Raw genomic sequence first — 23444 nt, 5'->3', positions numbered from 1 at the left:
GGGGGAGGCCGCGGCCGCTGCCGAGGCAGAACAACCGTGGCTCCGCCTGGATCGGCGGATGCTGCTGGTTCATCCGGTGAGCGAGATCGTGAAGCTGCTGCCCGTGCTGCTGCTGTCGCTGGTCGTCGGCAGTCAGAGTGGGAACCACGTGTGGGGTCTGATCGCGGTGGCGGCGTTCGTGGCACTCGGCCTCTCGCGCTGGTTCACCACGAGCTATCGCATCGGTCCCGTCCACGTGCAATTGAGGCAGGGACTCTTCCGCAAACGACTCCTCTCCATTCCCCGAAACCGCATCCGCTCGGTGGACGTCGAGGCGGGAGTGCTGCATCGCCTGCTCGGATTGTCGATCGTCCGGATCGGCACGGGGCAACAGGTCGGTTCCAAGCCGGACGCGGCGAAGTTCGAACTCAATGCCCTCTCGGCCGCCCTCGTACCGGATCTGCGCACCGCACTGCTCTCCCACACACCCGAAACAGTGCCCGGACCCGGCTCGATCGCCGCCGAGCGTCCTGTACACGAGATCGGGCACTGGGGGCCCTCCTGGGTGCGATACGCCCCGTTCTCGGTGACGGGGGTGGTCACCATCGGCGCGATCGTCGGCATCGCATTCCAGTACGGAATCGCCCGCGAGATCGCACGGTCCTCGACGGTGACCGAAGGTATCGAATCGGCCGAGCGGCTCGGTATCGCGCTCGTGGTGGTCTTCGGAATCGTCGTACTCCTGATCGCTGCCAGTGCACTCGCATGCATTCGGTATCTCCTGGCGTACGGCAACCTGACCCTCACCGACAACGGACGAACACTGCACGTCAGCCACGGTCTCCTGAAGACCCGGCAGACGACGCTCGACCGTGCGCGGTTGCGGGGCACGACCTTGAAAGAGCCGTTGCTTCTGCGGTTGGCCGGCGGTGCCCGACTCGACGCCGTCATGACCGGGGTCAGCGCCGAGAAACACGAGTCCTCGCTCCTACTACCCCAGGCGCCGCGCCGTGAAGCCGAACGGGTGATGGCCACGGTGATCGGAGACAGTCGTCAAGCCGCGGTGGCACTGAGGCCGCACGGAGCTGCGGCACGACGGCGGCGCTACACGAGGGCGCTGATCCCTGCGGGCGTCGCACTGCTCGCCGCACTCGTCCTTACAGGGGTCGGCCGGCCGGTGATCTGGCCCGTGTGGGCAGGAATCGGGGTGGCCACGGTCGCCGGAGCTGCCCTCGCCTGGGACCGGTACCGCGGGCTCGGCCACGCGGTTCTTCCCGGTTGGCTGATCACCCGCAGCGGCTCCCTCGACCGGGCCCGCGACAGCCTCGAGGCGAACGGCATCATCGGTTGGACCGTCCGCCAGACATTCTTCCAACGCCGGTCGGGGGTGGCCACCGTCATCGCCGCCACCCCCGCGGGCACCGGAAAGTACCTCGTGATCGACCTCCCTGTCGATCAGGCGTGGACTCTCGTCGAGTCCGTGACTCCCGGCGGAGGTGACGTGTGGGCGCGCCGCTGAACGATCTTGCGCGCCTCGACGCCGAACTCGTCGACTGCCGCGCCTGCCCTCGTCTGGTGGAGTGGCGAGAGAGGGTGGCCCTCGAGAAGCGCGCCGCCTACCGTAACGAAACATACTGGGGCCGACCGGTTCCGGGATTCGGACCACCCGATGCGGCCATGCTGATCGTCGGACTCGCTCCTGCCGCACACGGCGGAAACCGGACGGGGCGGATGTTCACCGGTGATCGCAGCGGCGACTTCCTGTACGCGGCGCTGCATGCCGTCGGTCTGGCAAGTCAGCCGACCGCCACGCACATCGGTGACGGCCTCGAACTGTTCGGCACCAGGGTCACGGCACCCGTGCACTGCGCGCCGCCCGACAACAAACCCACGCCTGTGGAACGGCAGACCTGCCGTCGTTGGCTCGACGCCGAATTGAGAATCCTGCAGCCTGGGCTGCGCTCGGTGATCGTGCTCGGCGGATTCGGCTGGCAGGCACTGCTGCCCGTGCTGGGGGACGCCGGATGGGTCGTCCCGCGACCCCGCCCGAAGTTCGGCCACGGCGCCCACGTCGAACTCGCCGGCCGGACCGGTCCTCTGCACCTGTTCGGGTGTTACCACGTCAGCCAGCAGAACACCTTCACCGGCCGGCTCACCCCCGCGATGCTCGAGTCGGTGCTGTCCGACGCCGCACGCGCGGCCGGGTTGATGGGGTGATCCCGCCCGCCCGCGCACCGTACGAACGGGACGTCCGTTCGATCTGACGCAACGGGCGTCCCGTTCGTGCGACACCCGGAGGGTGCTACCGCCGGTTCGGCAGTTCCTCGATGATGTATTTGGCCATGCTGCCCAGCCGTGAGCGGGTGGGTTGCATGGTGTCGACACCGAGCACGGTGAGAGGCGACGCCGTCACGGAGCCGACGCAGATCGCGGCCACCGGCCCGTTGAACGCGCGGACGAGAGCGTCGACGCGTCCGACGTCCTTCGCCGTGCTCAGCAGCGAGGACACCGCCGGCGCGCTGGTGAAGGTGACTGCGTCGACGTCCCCACCGGCGATGCCGTCGACCAGCGCCCGCAGGGGTCGTTGGTCGACGGGCCGTATCCACCGGTACACCGACACCGCGGTGGTCCGCGCGCCCGCCTCCGCCAGGGAGACGCTCAAATCGGTGATCGGTTCCCACTCCGTGATCGTGCCGTGTAGTTGGACCGCAACGTGTAGCCCCTGCACTCCCTCTGCGATGAGGTGTTGCGACACTTCCTCGGACGACTCCGTCTCCGGCGACCACTCCTCCCGCAGGCCCGCACCGCGTACGGCGCCCTTGGCTTTGGGACCGCGGGTGATGATGCGTGCCGAGCTCAACGCTCCGACGAGGGCCTCGTCGTTACCCCAGGCCCGTGCGGCGTCCATCCACCCCCGGAAGCCGACGGCCGTACTGATCACGACGAGGTCCGGCGGAGAGGCGATGATGTCGGCCGTTCGTGCTTTCAGATCGGAGTCGTCGACTAACGGCAGCACATGGATGGCAGGTGTGTGCGTCACGGTGGCACCGTGACGTTCGAGCAGCGTGATGAACTCCGCGGCTCGGCGTTCGGCGGTGACGGCGATGGTCAGTCCCGCAAGTTCATCGTTCGACATTGTCCCAGTGTGACGGACGTTCCGGCTTATGCTGACGAGATGATCACTGCCGTGCACACGCTCGTCTATGCCGACGACGCCGAAGCTGCCCGCGACTTCTTCCGCGACGTGCTGGGCTGGGACCATGTGGACGCGGGAGGCGGCTGGCTCATCTTCCGCACCGGCCCCTCCGAGATGGGCGTGCATCCCACGTCGGACGACCGCGGCGGGGAGCCGTGGTCGACGCAGCCTCACCATGAGATTTCGCTCGTCTGCGACGACATCGAAGCGACGGTTGCCGAGTTGAAGGCGAAGGGCGCCGAGTTCACCCGCGACGTTCGCGACGAGGGATACGGCCTCACCACCGCGCTGAGAATACCCGGCGCCGGCGAGATGATGGTGTATCAGCCGCAGCACCCGGTCGCGTACTGAACGGGTACCGAGAGGTCCAGGCGCTCAGGCAGGAACTGGGGACGTGGGCGGCACCGCCGAACCGACCTTCCAGAGATATGCGGCAGGCGGAATCAACGCGCCGAGAAACAGCAGCAGGGTCCACACGGACGCGAGCAGGAGAACGTCGCCGCCCGGCCCCCCGAGCATGCAGAGCAGGAAACCCACGATCCACCCGACGAGTGGGAGGACTGCGGCGCCCACCCGGCCGGTCGCGGACCGCGCGGCGATCACCAATGCCACATTGACCGCTCCGGCGACGAGGATGCTCACCGGGAACGGCGTCGCTCCGAGGTACAGCGGGAGAAAGAGTACGGCGAGGACGGCACACAAAAAGCCGTCGAACACCAGCAGGGCAAGGGTGGCCCTTGCCAGAACGTCCGTATGTTCACGTATTTCTGCGGTGCCGACGGCCATGTGTCAATAGTGGATCAGGGGACCGGCGGGTAACCCAGCAGGGTCAGCAAGTGACTCTGCATGTCGGCAAATCCATACAGCACGCTGTAGTACAGCTCGCGCTGAGCGGGCCATGACGGCTTCAGCGTGTCGACGAACGCCACTATGGCGTTCTGAACATCCCAGTTGTACATCGAAGACCTCTCCTGACGGGCGTCACACGGACTCGGACTGAGCCACTGCGTGATGTGCGCCACAGTGTAATACGTAATGCCAGTCACAGTTAAGTGCGGTCATGCCCGGCACCGCAGAGGTCAGAGCTCTATACCGGCGAAGAGGTCACGCTCACGGCCACGGTCGTCGACCTCCCCCGACCGACCACGGGCCAGCACGAAGTGTTCCTGCGGAAGGATCGGCTGGGCGACGGCGTTGGAGAGCGCGAACTCGGCACCGCCGGGTGCCACCGTCACCTGCGTGGCATGAGCCGCGAGTGCGGCCTGCTTGGCGTCCAGCACCGCCCGCACGTCGATCACCGTGGTGACCTGGGAGTCGGGCACGCTCGGTAGTTCGCCGGGCTCGGGCAGTCGCCATCCTTCGGGGAGGTCGCCGATCCGGCAGATCCCCGACTCGAGCGCGCTCGCCTCGGTGACCGTCCAGTACAGCTTGGCCACCGGCCACGGTTCACCAGCGTCGGGAAATGTCGTCGTCCCCGACGCCTCCACCGCTGCCTCCGTGAGCCGATGCGCCTGGATGTGGTCGGGGTGCCCGTAGCCGCCGTGCTCGTCGTAGGTGACGACGACGTGCGGTCGCAGCTCCCGAATGACCGCCACCAAGGCTGCGATCGCCGTTTCTTTCTCGGCGTTGACGAAGGCGCGCGGATGAGCTGCCGAGGGCGTACCCGCCATTCCCGAATCGCGAAAGTGCCCCGCCCCTGACAGGAACCGCGGCCGGCCGGCGCCGAGGATCGACAGGGCAGACCTCAGTTCGCCGATCCGGTATCCGCCGAGTTGATCGGCGGCACCGGCAACGAGCCCAGCCCACTCGTCCCCGATCACCTCACCTTCCTCACCCAGCGTGCAAGTCAGGACGTTAACCTCGACACCCTCGGCGGCGTAATGCGCGATAGTGCCACCAGTGGTGATCGTTTCGTCGTCGGGATGGGCATGGATCAAGAGAAGGCGCCGATCGGTCATTCCTCGATCCTGCTCCAACCGGCCGCGTCACTGAAAATCCCTACCGGCACAGCGCCCGACAGCGACACTCCCTCGACACCCGGCCCTACCGCCACCAACGTGCGGTCCTGCATGATCGGCAGTACGGCAGCGAGATCCCACAGTCGGCGATCTGCGTCGGCCAGAGCCTGAGATACGTCACCCGCACCGCGCAACGCGGCGTCGATCGCGGGCTGCAGCGACGGGTCGCACACGCCGGACAGATTGGACGGCGCTTCCGCCTCTGCGGCGGAATTCCCTTCCGGTGCCGACCCTTCGGCTCGAGCTGGCGTGTTCGTCGCTGCGGCGGGCGGGCAACTGTGCCGGGAGGCCAGCGCGGTTGCCGGATCGGAACCGTCGCGGGACCATCCGACGACGGCACCGATCTCGCCGCTCGTCAACGCTTCTCCGTACAACTCTTCCGCGGGTATGGATTGCACACTGGCGTCCACTCCAGCACCACGCAGTTGGTCGGCAGCCGTGTTCGCGACAGCACTGGCAGTGTCATCCCCCTCTGGAGTTCCGATGACGAGCGAGAGCGGCACGCCACCGCGGACGAGCCTCGCCTGCGGCACGGTTGCGGCGGGATCGGGAGTGGGCGCGGCAATGTCGGAGACATAGCCGTATTCCGCGAGCTGCGCCAGCACCTGTTCGCGGGACGGACGCGCGGGGGCGGTAGCGGTGTATCCCGGGTCGGACGGGGCGTACACCTGCGAGCGGGTGGGAACGGCGGCCGCTTCGCTTCCCGCCCCGACGACCGCCAGAAGGTCGGTATCGAGCAAGTCCAGCAGACTCCGCCGCACCCGGACGTCCGCGAGTTCGGGCACCCGTCCGTTGAGGGTCAGCGACAGCCCTCGCGGCTGGAACGACGCACCCGTGCGCACGGTCGGGATCGCCGCGAGCTGAGCGGAAGTGGCTGTGCCGCCGTGAATCTGCACGATCTGCGTGTCGTTGTTGCGCATCGAGTCGGCGAGCTGCGCGGGGGTTCCGTCACGCCGCATGAGTATCTGGTCCGGGGTCGCCGGCATGTCCCAGAATCGATCGTTACGTTCGAGCAGAATTTCGTCGCGACCGCGGTCGATGTTTTTGATGTGGAAGTGTGCGCCCGACACCGGAATGTTCTCGGACAGCCCGGTGGCGAATCCCCCCGGCGAATCCTTGATCAGGTGCGACGGCAGGAGGTCGGTGAACAGCTCTCGCCACGCCGGGTACGCGGACTTCATCACCACGTTCACGGTCTTGCCACCGCCCGACGACCGCACGTCCTCGATGAGTTGATAGCCGGCCGGGTCCACCGCTCCCGGGGCGCTGATCATCTGCTGCCACAGGTAGCGGAAATCCTCCGCGGCGATGGGCGCACCGTCGGACCATTGCGCTTCGTTGCGTAACTGATAGGTGATGGTGAACGGTTCTTGCGACGAGACCTCGACGGAGATCACGAGCGAGGTATCGGGGATCCAGTTACTGCCACCCACACGCTGCGGGTCGGGAACGGGGCGGAACGGGCTCGGGAGGACGAGTGCACTGACGGCGGAGTTCGCCGGCGACTGATCCGACAGGAGATGCGGGTTGAATCCACTGCCGACGTCGTCGATGGCCACCACGACAGGCTGCTTCTCCGTGGGTGAGACGGTGGGTTTGGGGCTGTCGGTGCTCTCGACGGGAGGCGGCGGGTCGGCCGTACACGAGGTGAGGACCGTCGTGGACACTGCGAGAAACACCGCGGTGGTCACGAGCCCGTTGCCACGCCTTCGACGCCGAACTCCCCACGCTCTGTCGATCGAACCCCCAGCAACCACCGCGCCGCCTTTCCTCAGAGATACCGGAAGGCTCCGGAAACCCTCGAGCGAATGTACCTTCGGTCGGCGATCGACCGAAGGTACATTCGCCCGTTGTGTCTTACGTGGTCGGACGCGGGACCTAGAGGGCCGCCTTGTCGCGGGCCTTGGAACGCGAACGCTCACGGGCGCGGTCGGTGGCCGACAGGTGCACCTTGCGCACCCGCACGACCTCCGGGGTGACCTCGACGCACTCGTCGCCGGCGCAGAACTCCATCGCGCCCTCGAGTTCGAGCTTGATGGGCTTGGCGAGGGTCTCCATCACGTCGGCGGAGGACTGACGCATGTTGGTCAGCTTCTTCTCACGGGTGACGTTGATGTCGAGGTCCTCCTGGCGCGGGTTGATGCCCACAACCATGCCCTCGTAGGTATCGGCACCCGGCTCGACGAAGAAGGTGCCGCGATCGGCCAGCTGGATCATCGCGAACGGGGTGACGGTGCCGGTGCGGTCCGAGACGAGCGAACCGGTGTGGCGTGCCCGGATCTCGCCGGCCCACGGTGCATAACCGTGGAACACCGCATTGGCGATGCCGGTACCGCGGGTCTCGGTGAGGAAGTCGGTGCGGAAACCGATGAGGCCACGCGACGGGACGATGAACTCCATCCGAACCCAGCCTGCACCGTGGTTCGCCATCTGGACCATCTTGCCCTTGCGGTTGGCCAGCAGCTGGGTGATGGCACCGAGGTACTCCTCGGGGCTGTCGATGGTGAGCTCCTCGAAGGGCTCGTGCACCTTGCCGTCGACCTGACGGGTGACCACCTGCGGCTTGCCGACGGTCAGCTCGAAGCCTTCGCGGCGCATCTGCTCGACGAGAATGGCAAGCGCGAGTTCACCACGGCCCTGCACCTCCCAGGCGTCGGGGCGACCGATGTCGAGGACCTTGAGCGAGACGTTGCCGACGAGCTCCTGGTCGAGGCGGGACTTCACCATGCGGGCGGTGAGCTTGTGCCCACTGACCCGGCCGACGAGCGGCGACGTGTTGGTGCCGATGGTGACCGAGATGGCGGGCTGGTCGACGGTGATCCGAGGCAGCGGGACAGGGTTTTCCAGATCGGCGAGCGTGTCACCGATCATGATGTCGGGGAAACCGGCGACGGCGACGATGTCGCCGGCAACCGCCCTCTCGGCAGGCTGGCGCTCGACACCCTTGGTCGCGAGCAATTCGGTGATCTTGGCCTTGGTGACGACGGGCTCGCCGTCCACCTCACGGCACCAGGAGACGGTCTGACCCTTGGTCAGCTCGCCGTTGTGGATGCGGACCAGTGCGAGTCGGCCCAGGAATGCGGAGGCGTCGAGGTTGGTGACGTGAGCCTGCAGCGGCGCGTCGACGTTGCCCTTGGGTGCAGGAACGTAGTTCAGAAGCACGTCGAACAGGGCGTCGAGGTTCTCGGCGTCCGGTGCGTGACCGTTCTCGGGCTGACTCTTGGACGCCTTGCCCTCACGGCCGGAGGCGTAGAGGACCGGGAGGTCGAGCGCGAGTTCGGCGGCTTCCGCGGCCTCGTCGTCGAGGTCCGAGGCGAGGTCGAGAAGCAGGTCGTGACTCTCGGAGACGACCTCTTCGATGCGGGCATCGGGGCGGTCGGTCTTGTTGACCACGAGGATCACGGGCAGCGAGGCTGCGAGGGCCTTGCGGAGCACGAACCGAGTCTGCGGCAGCGGGCCCTCGGAGGCGTCGACGAGCAGGACGACACCGTCGACCATGGACAGGCCGCGCTCGACCTCACCACCGAAGTCGGCGTGGCCCGGGGTGTCGATCACGTTGATCACGGTGACGCTGCCGTCGGCATGGTGCTTGTGGACAGCAGTGTTCTTCGCGAGGATGGTGATGCCCTTCTCGCGCTCGAGGTCGCCGGAGTCCATGACGCGATCGACCAGCTCGGCGCGCTCCTCGAAAGCCCCCGATTGGCGCAGCATGGCGTCGACGAGAGTGGTCTTGCCGTGGTCGACGTGTGCGACGATGGCAACGTTACGGAAGCTGGTGATGGTCACGCGATGGCTCTCCTGGCTGAGTTGATTCGGCCACGCGAAAGTTCACTCGCACGACCTTCTGGCGGCCGCATTGTCATCCTGATTCAGAAATCCCTCGTCGAGGCGATGGCAAAATCGCTCATACAGGCATCGCGGCCACGTAAATACTACCCGCCCGCGGCCCGGTTCCGCGCATCGCGGACGTCGAGGGGCATCGGGCACCAGCGTAAAGTGATCTGCGCCACGCGGTGTGCGAGCCGGTTCCAGGTCGACAGCGGACGAAGTCGCGGCCACGCTAGCCTGGGTCGAGCGTCGCATCCGGTGTTCCGTCAGAGCTAGGGAGGCCGAGCCGAGCATGGGCAAGATCAAGGCCACCGAGGTCTCGGGCCTCAAGCCGAAGAAGAAGTGCTGCCGCAGCAAGAAGCGTTGCCTCAAGTGCCCGGTGGTCATCATGCGGATGAAGAAGCTCGAGAACGAAGGCGCCTCCAAGAAGGAACTGAAGAAGGGCCTCGTGAAGGCCCGTAAGACCTGAGCCGGCGGCCCGATCGACCGTTGTCCTCAGTTTCCACTGTCGAGGTACGGACGCAGGTCCGGCACCCATCCCTGATCGTTGCCGACCAGGTCGATCTCCACGAGCTCTCGGCCGTTCACCCATCGCAGCTCGGCATGGTCGAGCGCGGACGGTGTTCCCGACACCAGGTCCACCCGGTAGGCGCGGAGCACGCGCCCGTCGGGAAGGGGCACGTCGCCCCCTACCCTCGTGCCCCCTGCTACCTCGACGCCGAGTTCTTCTCGCAGTTCCCGCCGGAGCGCGTCCTCGGCCGTCTCCCCTGCTTCGGCCTTGCCGCCCGGCAGTTCCCACAGGCCCGCCAGCTCGGGCGGTCGCGTCCGCTGGGCGAGTAGGAGGCGTCCGTCGACGATGATCGCCGCAGCCACCACTTCGCCGTTGTTCGTGGCGGGTCTTGCAGGTTCCGTCGGCACCGCACCATCATGGGGTATGACCGAGTTGCTGTCAGACGGAAGTATCGATGCCGGGCTCGCCGGACTGCCCGAGTGGCGGCGCACCGGCGACTCCCTGGTCCGCACCATCGAGTCGCCGAGCTTCATCGACGCGATCGAACTGGTCCGCAAGGTTGCCGCGGCCGCCGAGGCCGCCAACCACCATCCCGACATCGACATCCGGTGGCGCAAGGTCACCTACACCTTGTCGACCCACTCGGCCGGGGGGATCACACAGCTCGATCTGGATCTCGCTGCACAGATCGACGTGCTGGCAGGGTAGGCGTCAGCTTCGCCCGTCTGCCCGCCCAGGCAATCCAGGCATACACGGCGAATGCGCCCACCACGTCGACGGTGCCGAGCCACGCGAGCACCGCCGGCCGTGAGATGAGCCAGATCGAGTCCTGAAAGAAGCTCAGGACCCACGGCACCCCGATCAGCGTCGTGACGAGCCAGTACCCCGCGACGACCCGGGTACCGAACATCGATCCGTAGGGGCCGTGAAGAAGCCAGATCAGCATCGGGATCACCCATACCCAGTGGTGTGACCACGAGATCGGGGACACGAGCAGTCCCAGCAGCTCCACGACGACGAGTGTGCCCAACCTGTCGTCGCGGGCGAGCGCGCGCCAGGCGAGCACCGCGAGGACCACGGTGAGCGCGACTCCCACCACCCAGACTGCACCCGTTCCGACGTCGTACCCGAGCAGCCTCGACAACGCCCCGCGCAGAGACTGGTTCCATACCGAACCGACCGGACCGATGCGATCTGCGTCCCCGAGCAGGTGGGTGAAGTACTCGCGGGCCTCGGAACCGATCAAGAGATAGCTGAGGCCGACGGTCGCCGCGAAGGCGACGCCCGAGAAGACTGCCGCTTTCCACCTGCGCTGGAGCAGAAAGTACAGCCCCGTGATGGCCGGGGTCAGTTTGATGCCCGCCGCGAAGCCGACGAGCGCACCCGACAGCCACCACCGTGAACTACGTACCGCAGTCATCACGAGCAAGGCGAGGAAGACATTGATCTGCCCGTAGTCGAGCGTGGTGCGCACCGGCTCCAGCCAGACGCCCACCGTCGTCCAGAGAAGTGCCACCGTCCGCCAGTGGGGTCGACGGGCCGCCGCGCCGAGCACGAGACTCAAACTCATGCGGGCCAACGCATACAGCGCGAGGATGGTTAGCAACTGCCAACAGACGCCGACCAGGGTGAATGGCAGGAAGTGCAGGGGAAAGAAGACGAGCGCCGCGAAGGGTGGGTATGTGAACGGCAGTGGAAAGTCCGGTGTCACTTCCGAATAGGTGAAGTCGTACAGGTTGCCACCGCCGAGAGCCTCCGAACCGTCGACGTAGACGTGTAAGTCGACGAGGTTCATCCCGTTGGGGCTCAGCAGTGTCCACGCCATCCGTCCGAGCACCGACAACGCGAGAAGCACAGGCGCCCAGCGCAACAGCGCGCGGCTTGCGGAAACACGTTGTGACGAGGGAGAAGACGGGTCCTCGGAGTCCGCTCCGCCGTCGGACGCTCCTTCGTGGGACGCTCCTTCGTCGGACGCTCCTTCGTGGGACGCTGCTTGGTCGGACACAGTGTGGCGCTCTCCCGTGAGGTGTGTAGACGTCTCAGCCGATCCCGAAACGGTCCCGCACAGCGTAGACGCCCGGCCATACACGCTCCGCTCTGTCCGTAGCAGCGCGTAACAGTTGCATCACCATCAACACTGATCACACCAGCCACAGGCTATGGTTCCGGGAAGGATCACCGCCGGGGTCACCATGCCATACACTCCCACCGGGGCGCCGCAGCTACCACGGGCTGCACTCGTCAGCTGTACAACCCGGGGGCGCTGTACATAGAGTGACCCCCCGAGCCGTAAGACGTGGATTGGATTGTCGTTCACGCTGTTATGACAAGGATGGGGAGACTGTGCTTCGAACCCGAGGTATGCGCAGGGCATTTACTGCTTTCGCAATTGCCGCAGCAGCAGCGATGGCAGTGCCGGTACAGGTATCCGCGCAGCCGACGCCGCCGCCCGTGCCCGAGGGCATGCCTGTGGAGATGCTCGCATCGTTCGCTCCCGCGATCATCGGCGCAGCCGCTGGTACCGAAGACATCGCTGAAGGCCCGCAGGCCGAACTTCTCGCGCAGGCACGCAACCTTCTCGAGTCTCCCGGCATTCCTCCCGAGATCAAGTCCACCCTCGAGCGCGTCATCACGTTCCTCGACGGCAGCGGTGGCGGCGGACCCGAAATCCCGCAGGACAACGCACCCGTCATCGCCCAGTTCCTGTACCCGACGCTCGGTAAGGGCTGCATCGGAGAGGGCGCCGATTCCGTCGGCACCGCACTCGCCGTGCCCGGACCCGCGCAGCTCCCGCCGCCCGGACCTGCGGCCGGACAAGCCGGCTTCGTGTTCACGGCGCTCGGAACCAGTGCGGTCGCTGCCGAGCAGCCCAATCCGCTCACCGTCACGTGGATCAACCTGGACAACCAGCGCCGCGAGACGCAGAACCTCACCAACGAGGCGCGCATCAACCCCGACGGCCCTGCCACTCTGTCCGCGATTGCCGACACCGGCCCCGGTCGCGTCATCGCCGTCATCTCCGGCGGACTCACCACTCAGAAGGAAGGGGCGGCACCCATCACGTGCAGCTTCCTCCCGACCGTGGGCATGTTCCGCGTCGCATAGCAGTTCGACATCGCGAAAGGCCCCCGGACTTCCGGGGGCCTTTTCGTCGGTCCGGGCCCGATCACCGTGTGCCGACGACACCGACGTGGTAGACCGAGGAATGCCCTCCAAGCACTCGTTCCGCCGATCTCGGCACGCCCACCGATCGATACTGTCGATTCGCTCGGAAGGGTCCATCCTCTCGATCGGGTCGGCCTACTCGGTTCTGTCGATCGGTAGCGTCGGCTCGGTCCTGTCGATAGGGTCGGCCGGCTCGATCGGGTCGGTGCTGAGCACGGGCTCGTTCGCCAGCCTGGGCTCGGCCCTGTCCGGACTCTCGGGCTGGTCCCTGATGTCCTGGCGGGGATGGCACGAGTCACCTCAGGAGCATCCCCAACTCACGGTCATCGCCGAAGAACCGGACCTTGCCCGGGACGCGACCGCGCACGTGCAGTCCTGAGCGCTACGACCCCAGCCGACCTTCCTTCGATCGGCGAGGCCAGCTCCGGCCTTCCAAGTTCTCTACCTCCTCGTTGAACTTCGACAGCAGTCGACGCAACTCTTCACGGTCGCCGTCGCTCCATCCGCCGATCACCCGTTCCACGCCGCTACGACTCAGCTGTCGATCACTGCGCAGGTGCTCGAGCCCGAGATCGGTGGCCTGCACCTTGCGCGCCAGTCCCCCGTCGGGATCGGGGACGCGCTCGACCAGTCCTCGCCGCAGCAGTGCACCGATCTGCCTGTTGATCGTCGAGATGTCGAGGCGGAACGCCTCCGAAAGTTCTTTCAGAGTGACCGGATGCTCCAGCTCGAGGCGGCTGAGTAACAGGTAGGCCGAGCGATCGATCTGCAATCCCGCCCGTTGGGAATGCACGTAGTGCCTCGACAACAAGGTCAGCTCGTTCTCGATGTCGGCCGTCACCGCCTCGCGATCGGACACCGTCACCTCCAAAAGTCTCCTTCATCCTGCCCGATCGGCAGCGTTGTGCACCATACACATGATGTGTAGGGTACACATCTCTGGTGTCGTGAACGCGTCGCTCCGAACCTGTACACCCCGGGAGGTGTCTGTCGATGTCCGTTCCACCGCCGAACGCCGGTATCCGAAGCCGGCGGCACGCACCGCCGCTCATCCTCGCCGTCCTCGGCTCGTGCGGGATCGTGGTGGCGCTCATGCAGACGCTCGTCATACCGATCATTCCCGAATTGCCCCACCTCCTGGGGGCGAGTGCGGCGAATACGTCCTGGGCAGTCACGGCGACTTTGCTCGTCGCCGCCGTCGTCACGCCGATCAGCGGTCGACTGGGTGACATGTTCGGCAAACGCCGCGCCCTGATCGGAAGCCTCACACTGCTGGTGCTCGGATCGGCGGTGTGCGCGATGGCCTCCTCATTGATTCCGATGGTGACGGGTCGTGCCCTCCAGGGTGCGGCCATCGGCGCGATCCCACTAGGAATCGCCATCCTTCGCGACGTGCTCCCGCCGAAAAGGGTCGGCGGCGCGATGGCGGTGATGAGCGCGACCCTCGGAGTCGGGGGCGCCGTGGGATTGCCCATCGCCGCGACCATCGCGCACTACACCGATTGGCACATGCTGTTCGTCGTGTCCGCCGTTCTCGGCTGCGCCTGTATCGCCCTGACCTTGCTCGTCATTCCCGAATCGCCCGGGCGGCGGCCCGGCCGCTTCGACTTCCTCGGAGCTGTCGGCCTGAGCGTCGTTCTCGTCACGTTCCTGCTGCCCATCACGAAGGGCGACGACTGGGGATGGGCGAGCGGGCAGACGCTAGGACTGTTCGCGGCGTCGTTCGTGAGCCTGCTCCTGTGGGGGTTCCTCGAGCTACGGACCGCCGCACCCCTGATCGATCTCCGCGTGAGCGCACGACCTCCGGTCCTGTTCACCAACCTTGCCTCGGTTGCCGTCGGCTTCGCGATGTACGGCACCTCCCTCTCGTTCCCCCAGTTGTTGATGGCTCCGCAGTCGACCGGTTACGGGTTCGGCCTGTCGATGATCACCGCGGGCCTGGTTCTCGCCCCCGGCGGCCTGGTCATGATGGCGCTGTCCCCGATATCGGCGCGCCTCTCCGCCTGGCGGGGACCGAGGGTGACCCTGATGACCGGCGCCGTGGTGATCGGCCTCGGTTACGCGGTGGCGTACGTGGCGGTGTCCGCGGTCTGGCAGGTCCTGCTCGCCGGAATGGTGATCGGCGCGGGCATCGGCCTGTCGTACTCCGCCATGCCCGCCCTGATCATGAGTGCGGTTCCCATCACGGAATCGGCGGCGGCCAACGGATTGAATTCGCTGATGCGGTCGATCGGCACATCCACGTCGGCAGCCGTCGTCAGCGTGATCCTCGCGGGAATGACGGTCACCGTCGGCACGGCGGTCATCCCGTCGCTCGACGCTTTCCGCGCCGGGTTCATCGCCTCGATCATCGCCTCGATGGTCACACTGGTTCTCGCCTGGCTGATCCCGTCGCCCAGGAAGGACCTACGACCCGTTGACGAAGAACGCGGTGTAGAGGACGGAGGCGATCGTGTAGCCGAAATCGATGAGCAGATCCATAGTGCAACTCCCGGTGTCGAAGTGAATGAAGTGACACCTGATGCATCGGCGCCGGCTCGCCGAGCGTTTCACCCAGCATCTCGCCCAGCGGAAACTTTCCCACAAAGCGACTGAAACGTGTTCTCATTTCCGTAGGCGCACCCCTACGGGCGCCATGAGGGAAGGACATGGGGATGTCGTGGAGTCGGGCCGAACTGAACGACGCATTTGCGCACTACCAGCGAACGGTCAGCCGGTGCGTCGAGCTCGGGGATTGGAACGGCTTCGCCGATCTGTTCACAGAGGACGCGACTTACGCGGAGCACGCGTTCGGAAATTTCGAGGGCCGCGAGGCCATCCGGGCATGGGTCACGCGGACCATGTCGACGTTTCCCGGCAGCCGGATGACACAGTTTCCCGCGAACTGGCACGTGCTCGACGAAGAACGCGGGTGGGTGATCTGTGAGATCGACAATCCTATGGAAGATCCCGGAGACGGTTCAGTGCACGCGGCCGCCAACATCACGATCCTCCACTACGCGGGCCACAACCTGTGGTCGCGGGAAGAAGACGCGTACAACCCGCTGAATTTTCTCACCACGGCCAAGAACTGGTGCCGCGCAGCGGAAACCGCGGGAAAACTTCCCGACGACGCTCGCGAGTGGCTCGTTCGGATGGGCGAGAAAATCTCTGGCTAGCCGCCTCGGCACAGGCTAGCGGCGGAGCGAGCCCGAACGCTCACCACTGGCCGTAATCGGGCGCGAGAATGTCATTGAGGTCGATGCCGACTCCGTCGACAGTTCTGGCATCGATTTCGTACTGGTGCAGATGAGCTTTCGGGTGAACGTACCCCTCCGGAGTGCCCCAGTCGTGCTGCCAGTACCACGACCCGAGTCCGGCGAGGATAGCCAGCTCCAACGTCGGCGAATTTGCGTAGATACCCGTATTCGCCTTGCCTACCACCGATTCCCACCCCGCGAGATACGGCGCGATCATGGTGAGGAAGTCTGCCGGCGTGGGATTGTCGTCGATCGATGCATAGATCGGCCGATTCTCGGGACCTCCGGCGGCGAGGTGGAGTTCGAGCCCGCGCTCCGCGTGACGTTTTCCGGCTTCGAATCCGCCGCGCCAATCCGCCGTAGACCCCTTGCCGAACTGGTAGCACGACACGACGGACAACCCCGCCTCTTGCAGAGCGCTCGCCTCGTCGGCGCGGAGCGGCTTCCCCACCATCCACTCGGCTCCCGGTCGCCGGTCCGACACGTAGCGGATGGCCCCGGCGTATCCGGCCGCGCTGATCGCCTCTGCCGACGGCACTCCGCCCGAGTAGTCGATGAGAGTGCCGAGGCTGTCGGCATGCGCCACCGCGCCCGACACCAGGGTGGAGGTGAGTGCGGCCACTCCGGCTACGGCCGACCCCGCGGCCGCATACCGGAACAAGTCCCGTCGAGAAATATGCACTGTGCCCCTCATATCCAATCGGTCGCGCCCCGGCGTGTCGTCGACAAGTGTTTCTGCTCAGTCGCTATGTTGTTCGGTTTGCATTCCACCACACTCACTGGTGTCCCGCCAGCCACTTGGACGACATCAGTCACACTGGACACTCCCACGGGCGGGACGCGACATCGCCCTCATCACTGCGCCGCGTCGTTGTGGCGCGCGGCCGCCTGCCGGGTCGCCGTGAGAGACCCCACGTTGCACGTTACTTCCAATAACACTTACCTTGGGGGCCGTGGGGCATAGCCGCCTCGCACGACAGTTCGTTCCATCGCGAAAGGGCGGTGCGTCATGAGCATTGCGGTTGTCTCGATTCTGATCGCCATCGGGCTCACTCCACTCTTCGTGAGCGGCGGCGGAGGTCTCGACTTCCAGGCCCGCCAACTCGGGTACCGGATGCGGGCCCGCCACTGAGGCAGAGAGTTACGCCTTCGACGCGAGGGCGAGTGCGGTCGATCCAAGTTTAGGCAGACGAAGGTCGGCAATAGGCGTGAGCATGTTGCCCAGCCGATTCGTGACGAAGGCAATCGACAGGCCCGTCTCCGCGTCCGCGAACGCACCCGACCCGCCCAAGCCGTAGTGCCCGAACGTCTTCGACGGCTGGGTGCGTCTCGCCACCATGCCGGCGTGGTAGCCGAGACGCCAATTCATGGGCAGTCCCAGCACGTAGTCGCGCCCCGTGGTCTGCACCTCACCGAGTTGCGTCACGACATCGGGTGCGAGGAACTCGACGCCGCCCACCGATCCGCCGTTTGCCAACGCCCCGTACATCTTTGCGAGCGCGCGGGCGCTGAACACTCCATTCCACCCGGGCATCACACTGTCGTGGACAGCCGGGTTGCGGACGAGTAGATCGAACCCTGCCGGCATTCCGGCATCAGCGACGTTGCGCAGTCCCGGAAGTCGAGACATCGCAAAGGACGTCGCGGCCCAGGGGACACCGAACGGGTTGATGTGCGGAAAGGTCCGGGCGATCCGGCCGCGTTCGTCGAGCGGAACCGCGTACCAGAAGTCCTTCACCCCGAGCGGTTCGGCGATCTCGGTTTTCACCAGCTCGGTGAAGGGCTGTCCCGACGCCCGCGACGTCACTTCGGCGATCAGCGAGCCGAAGGTGACCGCGTGATACCCGGGAGCGCGCAGTCTGCGCCGATCGGGGGTCGCGGCAGCCAGCGCGGCGCTGACGAGGGAATGGTCCATCAGGCTCAGCGGTTCGGGTACCAGGCCGCGAACCCGATGGAGTCCGGCACGGTGCGACAGCAGCTCGCGTACCGTGATCGCCTCCTTGCCCGCCGCTGCGAACTCGGGCCAGTACTGCGCGATAGGGACGTCGTAATCGATGACGCCGCGCCCCGCCAGTCGGTGTAGCACCGTGGATGCGACGCCCTTACCGGTGGAGAAGGTCAGCGTGACAGTGTCACTGTTCCACTGCGTCTTCCGGCTGGCCCAACCCGCCCAAACGTCGACGACGGGCTCACCGTGCAGATAGACCGACAGGGCGCCGCCGCCCTGCCTCGTGTCGCGGAACAGCTGAAAGAACTGGTCCACGAGCCTTCCGAAGCGCCGGTCCACCAGCATCCCTGCCGGCGGCCGCGCCGTTCGGCCGATCAACGGCCACGGCGTTGTGGTCGTCATGCCTGTTGTCCTAACAGTCTTTTCCCGTGAGCACTGTGCACACCTACTTCCTCTGTACACATCCCGGAGGCTGCGGGTGGCGGTTGGCGGCCTACGTGACCGGTTCGTGGCCATACCGCAACGGAAAATGCGCCTGAACAGCGCACGAGCACCGCTTTTGCTATTTCGGTTCAAGTGAGCGGAAGTAGTCCGAGCGGACCTCTACGTCCTCGACGAGACGGGTGGTGGTCTGCACTCCCAGCGCGTGCTCCTTGAGTAGGTCACACAGCCGATCCCCGTCGATGAGATCGATAGGCGGTGCTCCGTCGCGCTTCGACTCCGTGCGGGCGTCACCGGTGAAGGTGCCGGTGGTGATGAGTAGCCCCTTCTCGCCCCGGCCAGCCATTGCGCCTCGGAAGTCGCGCACGGCGCCGGCGCCGACACTGCCGTTGTGACGCTTGCACTGGAAGAAGACCGGAAAGCTGAGCAGCGACAACTGGTAGACGCCGAGCCCCTCGATGTCGCCCTCTCCCCCGCGCCACGTGACGGATGCGCTCGAGAACCCCGCTTCGCGCAGCAATCGCTGCGTAAGGCGTTCGAACGCGGCCGGCGACATCTTCAGAACGGTCTCGAGGAGCACGTCCTTCCAGCCGGCATCGGTGTCGACTTCGGTGATGTTCGTTTCCGGTTCGTCGGTCCTGCGAGACGCGGCCTTGGCCGATTTTCGGGCAGCGTTCCTCTTGCGGTTCTCCGCCGAGGACTCGGCATGCAGAGGCCGAATCTGACTTTCGGTGACCTCGCGACCCTTCTCCGTGACACTCCACACCCCGCGGCGGCTGTTCGTGAGCAGACCCATCCCCTTGAGGTGGGTGCGGGCCCACGCCAACCGGTATTCGATCTCGGTGCTCGGCCCGTCTCCGTGCAGTACACCCTGGACGTCGGACGACAGTCCTTCGCGCTCGATGACCGCGTTGTCGAGTTCTTCGTTGGACGCCGAACCACCGAGCGCAATCACGGCCTGAAGCGCTGGCCACAGGAGGTCGACGTACCGAGGAACCTGAACAGTCATGGCGACAAGCATGCCGGAATCGACCGGGCCCCCCACACACCGGACCCCGATCCGTTCACCCGGGCGAATTCTGCAACTGCCGAGCCTCCTCGCGGTTCTCGAGCTGTGCCCGGTAGATCGTCTTTCCGGATCGCCGCACGATGAGATATGCGAGGGCGACGGCAACCATTCCCGGGGCCAGCACACCGATGCTGCCTGTCATCTCGGCCACCATCAACATCACCGCGAGCGGTGCCCGGGCGATGCTGCCGAAGCAGGCCATCATGCCGACGATGACGAACGGCGCCGGACTGTCGGGGACGCCGGGAACGATCGGTTCGAGCAGGCGCCACACCGCGGCACCGGTGAATGCCCCGATCACCATGCCGGGGCCGAAGATACCGCCGGAACCACCGGACCCGATGGACAACGAGGTGGCGAGAATCTTCGCGAACGGCAGCAACAGCACCACCCACAGAGGAATGGCCGCGAGGTCGACACGGGCCATCGATTGCTGGATCCAGCCGTATCCGCTGCCGAGCACCTCGGGAAGTGCCAGCGCCATCAGCCCGACGAGTAGGCCCCCGACCGCCGGTTTGACGATGCGACTGCCCGGCAGCCGGTGGCTCAGGTCGACGAACGCATAGAACGTCCCGCTGCACAGCAGTCCAATCAGTCCTGCCAGGATTCCGATGATCGCGAACCACACCAGCTGTATGGGGGATTCGAACGTGTACTCCGACGCGGCCGCACCGAACAACGGCCCGAAACCGAGGATGCTGCCGAACACCGAGTAACTGACGATCGAGGCGACCATGCCCGGCACGAGTACGTCGTATTCGAAGTCGTCCTTGTAGGGAATCGCGCAACACAGCACCGCCCCTCCGAGCGGCGCACCGAAGATGGCGCCGATGCCGGACCCGATGCCCACCGCGACAGCGATTCTGCCGTCGCGGTCGGACAGGTCGAGCTTGCGGGCGAGCAGCGAGCCGAAACCTGCCGAGATTTGCGCCGTCGGCCCCTCACGGCCACCCGACCCGCCCGACCCGATGGTGATCGCGGAGGCGACCAACTTGACCAAGACGACGCGGATCCGGATCATCCGCGGATTGCGGTGAAACGCCTCGATCGCCGCATCGGTTCCGTGCCCTTCAGCCTCCGGCGCCAGGGTAAATACGATCACTCCGGAGACAAGCCCGCCCAGTGCCACCACGAGTGGGACGGCCCAGGGACGGGTGAATTCTCCGCTCCCGGCTGCACCGCCGTCTCCTGCCGCAGTCGGGGGCTGATACCCGGCGAGTTCACCGAGGAGCAGATGCGTAGCCCCCGCGAGGGCGACGGAGAACACCACCGCCCCCAACCCTGCGATTGCGCCGATGATAGATCCCAGCACGAGCCACTTCGGTAGGTAGCTCGCATTCCGGACCCACGTCGCCACCGACGTCGGGATCGACCGCACGGCCTTCGCCAGGTGCGCCACGCGGGTCACTCCAGCTTTCCGAAGACCGTCCGGCCCTCCAGAATCGTGGCGAGCACCTCGAGACCCGCGATGTCGTCCGGGTCCACGCGCAGCGGATTGGCCGACAACACCACGAGGTCGGCGTGTTTGCCGGGTGTGATCGATCCGATCGCATCCTCACTTCGCAGGTGCCATGCCGAGTTGATCGTCTCCGCTCGCAGCGCCTCGAGGACGGGAATTCGTTCCTCGGGTGCGAGGACGCGGCCCGACCGCGTCCGGCGTGTGACCGCGTCGGTGATGTTGCGTAACGGGTTCGTGGGAGTGACCGGACCATCGTTGTGGAACGAAATACGCTGACCGGCCGCGATGGCCGAAGCGGCTGCCGCCCAACGCGACCCGCGCTCGGCTCCGAACAGGTCGTCGACGAGGACGTCGCCCCAGTAGTAGAGATGGTCGACGAACATGCTGCAGGTGACGCCCAGTTCCGTTGCTCTGCGGAATTGCTCCGGTCGCATGGCGCCTACGTGCTCGAGGCGCAGACGGTGGTCTTCGCGCGGTACCTCGGTGAGCATTCTCTCCCACGCGTCGAGGACCAAGGTGACCGCGTTGTCGCCGTTGGCGTGACACGAAATCTGCCAGCCCTTCTCGAAATACGGCCTGCTGATGTGGTGGACCTCCTCGGCCGTGTAGTTCGCCTTGCCACGTGTTCCGGCGAGTCCCAGTGCCCGGGTGACCTCCGAGTCGATGTACGGAAAACTGGTGGCGGCGTTGCCGACCCACGGAGACCCGTCCGACCAGATCTTGATACCCACCTGCCGGAGAAGATCGTTCCCGACGCCCGGCGACACCGCAGTGGCCCGTTGAGGATTCGACATCTCATAGAGACGCAGCCGAGTGGTGAGCGCACCGGACCGTGCGATCGCCGTCAACGTCGCACTGAATCGAGGGTCGAACGCCATCTCACTCACGGTGGTGATTCCTACCGCGTTCATTCGTGCGCATTCAGCCGCGAGAAGCTCTGGCAGACGGGCGGTAGCGCCGGCGAGCACGTTGGCGGCCACCGCCATGACGGCGGGCGCTTCGAACGCCGACCCGTCGAGTTCGCCCGACGGATCCCTGCCGTAACTTCCCCCTTCGGGGTCGGGCGTCTCGCGGGTGAGCCCGGCGTCGCGCGCTGCGACATCGTTGAAGTAAGCGACGTGCCCGGTGTTGTGCAGGATCACCATCGACGTCTCGCGCGCAACCGAATTGAGCCATTCACGCGTAGGAACGGGCAAACCCTTCTGCAGCAGCGGATCCCATCCGTTGAGGACGACACCCTCCGGGTGCTCGCCGACGGCCCGGCGGACGGTGTCGACCACCGTGTCGGCATCGGCGATGGTGACGGGGCGGATGTCCACCACGGGCTCGCCGAGCAGGACGGCCGAGTTCAGCGGATGCCCGTGGGCCTCGACGAACCCCGGCATGATGCACGCGCGGTGCACGTCCACCGTTGCGGTGGTGGGTCCGATCAACGGGAACACCGCGGCGTCATTTCCGACAGCGGCTATCCGCCCGTCGCGCACAGCAACGGCCTGCGCTCGCGGCCGCGTGTCGTCCATGGTGACCACGTCACCGAACAGCACCAGATCCGCTGCCTTCTCGTCGTTCGTGCCCATCAGTGCACCCTCCCGTCAGACCGGGCGCGGGCGAGTGCCCGCACGCCGGCAGCGAGCGTCGACTGGAACTTCAGATTACAACCCGGGATGCAGGCCATAGGGAGAAATAGGCAGCAAGAAGTTCCTGTCTCGGACAGCGATGACCCGAGCGCTGCCCGATGGGTTTCACGGCGACGGCGCAGCGCGGTACTAGACGGCGCAGCGGAGCACTACCGGAGTCGGGCCCCGGTCGGAGTGGGGCTCGGCCGCACCGTCATGCACTGAGCACTGGTATCGCCGGTCAGTTACCCTCGACGGTGATGTCGGCCTGGTCGACGTTCACTCCCTCGCCGGGGTTCGCCGTACCCTTCACGGAAATCCGGCCTTTGTCGACACCCTGCGCGGCGAGCGCGTCGGCGACCGCATTGGCGCGTTGCTCGGCGAGTGCCTCCGCCGCAGCCACATCGGAGTTGACGGCGTACGCCGTGATTTCGACCTTGTTGTCGCTGGCTTTCAGCGCGGCGGCCACCGCGTTGATGGTCACGCCGGAGACGGCATTGAGTTCGGCGGACCCCGACTCGAATCCGATGGGGACCGCCGAGATCGCCGAATTGATGGCGTTCTGCGTGGCCTCGCGGGCCGTGTTCACCGCAGAGGACGCGGTGGCCTGCACGCTACTCATCGCCCCTTCCATACGGTCCGACATGGACGCCGACGTCGTCGTCGTTGCTATCGGGGCCTGATCGGAGCTGTCGTCGGTGCAGCCGGCAGCGCCTACGACGGCGAGGGCCGCCACTGCGATGCCGCTGACGAGGGTCTTGCGCATCATGGATCCCCTATACGTGTGTATTGCCGGAAGCCTTCTCGTGAGGATAGCCGCGGTGCGAGCCCTCGGCGGTGGTATTCGCACGAGTCCGAGTAGATCCGCCGGAGACGTGTAGAGATGCCATCCAGAGATGCCATCGGCGCCGCCACCGATTATTTACTTTGTGTTCCTTGCAATTCAATCTCTCGAATTGCGATCCCCATTCGATC

25 protein-coding genes are annotated in these 23444 nt (G+C 66.0%); 10 read left to right on the top strand and 15 right to left on the bottom strand.

The features are described from left to right. Nucleotides 1–58 precede the first annotated feature (58 nt). Together HYG77_RS26125 and HYG77_RS26120 are read left to right on the top strand one after the other, a co-directional pair. Nucleotides 59–1498, top strand: coding sequence for a PH domain-containing protein (locus HYG77_RS26125; RefSeq protein WP_244461388.1), 1440 nt, complete (start codon nt 59–61; stop codon nt 1496–1498). After that, nucleotides 1483–2196: a uracil-DNA glycosylase gene (locus tag HYG77_RS26120; protein WP_208961099.1), complete on the top strand. Its 714-nt coding sequence runs from the start codon at nt 1483–1485 to the stop codon at nt 2194–2196. Before HYG77_RS26125 ends, HYG77_RS26120 begins: the two co-directional genes overlap by 16 nt. A gap of 85 nt (nt 2197–2281) precedes the next feature. Here HYG77_RS26120 and HYG77_RS26115 read toward each other — a convergent pair whose 3' ends face one another. Then, on the bottom strand, nt 2282–3115 hold the full coding sequence (locus HYG77_RS26115; RefSeq protein WP_208961098.1) for a uroporphyrinogen-III synthase: 834 nt from the start codon (nt 3113–3115) through the stop codon (nt 2282–2284). Between the two features lie 39 nt (nt 3116–3154). Between HYG77_RS26115 and HYG77_RS26110 the strand changes: the two genes are divergently transcribed. Next, nucleotides 3155–3526 (top strand): VOC family protein, encoded by a 372-nt coding sequence (locus HYG77_RS26110; RefSeq protein ID WP_109331918.1) that lies wholly within the window; start codon nt 3155–3157, stop codon nt 3524–3526. Nucleotides 3527–3550: 24 nt separating this feature from the next. On the opposite strand, the gene HYG77_RS26105 is transcribed toward HYG77_RS26110, so the two are convergent. The 5 genes from HYG77_RS26105 to typA form a co-directional block, all read right to left on the bottom strand. Next, a complete protein-coding gene (locus HYG77_RS26105) occupies nt 3551–3961 on the bottom strand; it encodes a hypothetical protein (RefSeq protein WP_109331919.1) in 411 nt (136 codons plus the stop codon). Nucleotides 3962–3975: 14 nt separating this feature from the next. Beyond that, on the bottom strand, nt 3976–4134 hold the full coding sequence (locus HYG77_RS26100) for a hypothetical protein (RefSeq protein WP_204164781.1): 159 nt from the start codon (nt 4132–4134) through the stop codon (nt 3976–3978). Between the two features lie 120 nt (nt 4135–4254). Further along, nucleotides 4255–5133, bottom strand: a complete 879-nt coding sequence (gene mshB, locus HYG77_RS26095; protein ID WP_208961097.1) for an N-acetyl-1-D-myo-inositol-2-amino-2-deoxy-alpha-D-glucopyranoside deacetylase — start codon at nt 5131–5133, stop codon at nt 4255–4257. Further along, entirely contained in the window at nt 5130–6950 is a 1821-nt protein-coding gene (locus HYG77_RS26090; protein ID WP_208961096.1) for an ABC transporter family substrate-binding protein, read from the bottom strand. The genes mshB and HYG77_RS26090 overlap by 4 nt, the downstream gene beginning before the upstream one ends. Nucleotides 6951–7071: 121 nt before the next feature. Then, on the bottom strand, nt 7072–8979 hold the full coding sequence (typA, locus tag HYG77_RS26085; protein WP_109331922.1) for a translational GTPase TypA: 1908 nt from the start codon (nt 8977–8979) through the stop codon (nt 7072–7074). A gap of 334 nt (nt 8980–9313) precedes the next feature. On the opposite strand from typA, the gene HYG77_RS26080 reads away from it, so the two are divergent. Next, the gene (locus HYG77_RS26080; RefSeq protein WP_201453443.1) at nt 9314–9490 is read left to right on the top strand and encodes a hypothetical protein; all 177 of its coding nucleotides are present in this window, start codon (nt 9314–9316) and stop codon (nt 9488–9490) included. 26 nt (nt 9491–9516) lie between these two features. On the opposite strand, the gene HYG77_RS26075 is transcribed toward HYG77_RS26080, so the two are convergent. Continuing rightward, nucleotides 9517–9897 carry a (deoxy)nucleoside triphosphate pyrophosphohydrolase gene (locus HYG77_RS26075; RefSeq protein ID WP_109331923.1) on the bottom strand — a complete coding sequence of 127 codons (381 nt, stop codon included), beginning with the start codon at nt 9895–9897 and terminating at the stop codon, nt 9517–9519. A 58-nt stretch (nt 9898–9955) separates the two neighbouring features. On the opposite strand from HYG77_RS26075, the gene HYG77_RS26070 reads away from it, so the two are divergent. Next, entirely contained in the window at nt 9956–10240 is a 285-nt protein-coding gene (locus HYG77_RS26070) for a 4a-hydroxytetrahydrobiopterin dehydratase (protein ID WP_109335254.1), read from the top strand. Here HYG77_RS26070 and HYG77_RS26065 read toward each other — a convergent pair. Further along, nucleotides 10188–11537 (bottom strand): mannosyltransferase, encoded by a 1350-nt coding sequence (locus tag HYG77_RS26065; protein ID WP_109331924.1) that lies wholly within the window; start codon nt 11535–11537, stop codon nt 10188–10190. The genes HYG77_RS26070 and HYG77_RS26065 overlap by 53 nt on opposite strands. A 356-nt stretch (nt 11538–11893) precedes the next feature. Here HYG77_RS26065 and HYG77_RS26060 point away from each other — a divergent pair, with 356 nt between their 5' ends. Together HYG77_RS26060 and HYG77_RS26055 are read left to right on the top strand one after the other, a co-directional pair. Continuing rightward, a complete protein-coding gene (locus tag HYG77_RS26060) occupies nt 11894–12637 on the top strand; it encodes a hypothetical protein (protein WP_208963523.1) in 744 nt (247 codons plus the stop codon). Between the two features lie 100 nt (nt 12638–12737). After that, nucleotides 12738–13076 (top strand): hypothetical protein, encoded by a 339-nt coding sequence (locus tag HYG77_RS26055; RefSeq protein WP_109331939.1) that lies wholly within the window; start codon nt 12738–12740, stop codon nt 13074–13076. Nucleotides 13077–13079: 3 nt separating this feature from the next. Here HYG77_RS26055 and HYG77_RS26050 read toward each other — a convergent pair whose 3' ends face one another. Continuing rightward, a complete protein-coding gene (locus HYG77_RS26050; protein WP_208961095.1) occupies nt 13080–13562 on the bottom strand; it encodes a MarR family winged helix-turn-helix transcriptional regulator in 483 nt (160 codons plus the stop codon). 128 nt (nt 13563–13690) lie between these two features. Between HYG77_RS26050 and HYG77_RS26045 the strand changes: the two genes are divergently transcribed. Continuing rightward, on the top strand, nt 13691–15292 hold the full coding sequence (locus tag HYG77_RS26045) for an MFS transporter (RefSeq protein WP_208961094.1): 1602 nt from the start codon (nt 13691–13693) through the stop codon (nt 15290–15292). Nucleotides 15293–15351: 59 nt separating this feature from the next. Beyond that, complete coding sequence (locus HYG77_RS26040; protein WP_208961093.1) at nt 15352–15855, top strand: nuclear transport factor 2 family protein; 504 nt, start codon at nt 15352–15354, stop codon at nt 15853–15855. A 40-nt stretch (nt 15856–15895) separates the two neighbouring features. On the opposite strand, the gene HYG77_RS26035 is transcribed toward HYG77_RS26040, so the two are convergent. Next, nucleotides 15896–16630: a DUF1906 domain-containing protein gene (locus HYG77_RS26035; RefSeq protein ID WP_208961092.1), complete on the bottom strand. Its 735-nt coding sequence runs from the start codon at nt 16628–16630 to the stop codon at nt 15896–15898. A 315-nt stretch (nt 16631–16945) separates the two neighbouring features. Here HYG77_RS26035 and HYG77_RS40750 point away from each other — a divergent pair, with 315 nt between their 5' ends. Then, nucleotides 16946–17068, top strand: a complete 123-nt coding sequence (locus tag HYG77_RS40750; protein ID WP_280123283.1) for a hypothetical protein — start codon at nt 16946–16948, stop codon at nt 17066–17068. Between the two features lie 9 nt (nt 17069–17077). Here the strand turns inward: HYG77_RS40750 and HYG77_RS26030 are convergent, their stop codons facing one another. From HYG77_RS26030 to HYG77_RS26010, 5 genes are all read right to left on the bottom strand, one after another. Further along, complete coding sequence (locus HYG77_RS26030) at nt 17078–18286, bottom strand: serine hydrolase domain-containing protein (protein WP_208961091.1); 1209 nt, start codon at nt 18284–18286, stop codon at nt 17078–17080. A 160-nt stretch (nt 18287–18446) separates the two neighbouring features. Beyond that, complete coding sequence (locus HYG77_RS26025; protein ID WP_109331952.1) at nt 18447–19346, bottom strand: restriction endonuclease; 900 nt, start codon at nt 19344–19346, stop codon at nt 18447–18449. Between the two features lie 43 nt (nt 19347–19389). Continuing rightward, nucleotides 19390–20802 (bottom strand): chloride channel protein, encoded by a 1413-nt coding sequence (locus HYG77_RS26020; RefSeq protein WP_208961090.1) that lies wholly within the window; start codon nt 20800–20802, stop codon nt 19390–19392. Beyond that, nucleotides 20799–22430, bottom strand: coding sequence for an amidohydrolase (locus tag HYG77_RS26015; protein WP_208961089.1), 1632 nt, complete (start codon nt 22428–22430; stop codon nt 20799–20801). The genes HYG77_RS26020 and HYG77_RS26015 overlap by 4 nt, the downstream gene beginning before the upstream one ends. A gap of 280 nt (nt 22431–22710) precedes the next feature. Continuing rightward, nucleotides 22711–23238, bottom strand: coding sequence for an OmpA family protein (locus tag HYG77_RS26010; RefSeq protein ID WP_244373205.1), 528 nt, complete (start codon nt 23236–23238; stop codon nt 22711–22713). Nucleotides 23239–23444: the final 206 nt, after the last annotated feature.

This window comes from Rhodococcus sp. ZPP, assembly GCF_017656075.1.
Lineage (GTDB): Bacteria > Actinomycetota > Actinomycetes > Mycobacteriales > Mycobacteriaceae > Rhodococcus_F > Rhodococcus_F oxybenzonivorans.
This window is presented reverse-complemented; position numbering and strand designations above follow the sequence as displayed.

Coding starts and splice junctions, on each gene's coding strand:
- HYG77_RS26040 (WP_208961093.1), top strand. CDS start 15,352: ATGTCGTGGAGTCGGGCCGAACTGAACGACGCATTTGCGCACTACCAG.
- HYG77_RS26105 (WP_109331919.1), bottom strand. CDS start 3,961: ATGGCCGTCGGCACCGCAGAAATACGTGAACATACGGACGTTCTGGCA.
- HYG77_RS40750 (WP_280123283.1), top strand. CDS start 16,946: ATGAGCATTGCGGTTGTCTCGATTCTGATCGCCATCGGGCTCACTCCA.
- HYG77_RS26010 (WP_244373205.1), bottom strand. CDS start 23,238: ATGATGCGCAAGACCCTCGTCAGCGGCATCGCAGTGGCGGCCCTCGCC.
- HYG77_RS26055 (WP_109331939.1), top strand. CDS start 12,738: ATGCCCTCCAAGCACTCGTTCCGCCGATCTCGGCACGCCCACCGATCG.
- HYG77_RS26030 (WP_208961091.1), bottom strand. CDS start 18,286: ATGACGACCACAACGCCGTGGCCGTTGATCGGCCGAACGGCGCGGCCG.
- HYG77_RS26100 (WP_204164781.1), bottom strand. CDS start 4,134: ATGTACAACTGGGATGTTCAGAACGCCATAGTGGCGTTCGTCGACACG.
- HYG77_RS26015 (WP_208961089.1), bottom strand. CDS start 22,430: ATGGGCACGAACGACGAGAAGGCAGCGGATCTGGTGCTGTTCGGTGAC.
- mshB (WP_208961097.1), bottom strand. CDS start 5,133: ATGACCGATCGGCGCCTTCTCTTGATCCATGCCCATCCCGACGACGAA.
- HYG77_RS26125 (WP_244461388.1), top strand. CDS start 59: ATGCTGCTGGTTCATCCGGTGAGCGAGATCGTGAAGCTGCTGCCCGTG.
- HYG77_RS26060 (WP_208963523.1), top strand. CDS start 11,894: ATGCGCAGGGCATTTACTGCTTTCGCAATTGCCGCAGCAGCAGCGATG.
- HYG77_RS26035 (WP_208961092.1), bottom strand. CDS start 16,630: ATGAGGGGCACAGTGCATATTTCTCGACGGGACTTGTTCCGGTATGCG.
- HYG77_RS26025 (WP_109331952.1), bottom strand. CDS start 19,346: ATGCTTGTCGCCATGACTGTTCAGGTTCCTCGGTACGTCGACCTCCTG.
- HYG77_RS26070 (WP_109335254.1), top strand. CDS start 9,956: ATGACCGAGTTGCTGTCAGACGGAAGTATCGATGCCGGGCTCGCCGGA.
- HYG77_RS26080 (WP_201453443.1), top strand. CDS start 9,314: ATGGGCAAGATCAAGGCCACCGAGGTCTCGGGCCTCAAGCCGAAGAAG.
- HYG77_RS26045 (WP_208961094.1), top strand. CDS start 13,691: ATGTCCGTTCCACCGCCGAACGCCGGTATCCGAAGCCGGCGGCACGCA.
- HYG77_RS26115 (WP_208961098.1), bottom strand. CDS start 3,115: ATGTCGAACGATGAACTTGCGGGACTGACCATCGCCGTCACCGCCGAA.
- HYG77_RS26110 (WP_109331918.1), top strand. CDS start 3,155: ATGATCACTGCCGTGCACACGCTCGTCTATGCCGACGACGCCGAAGCT.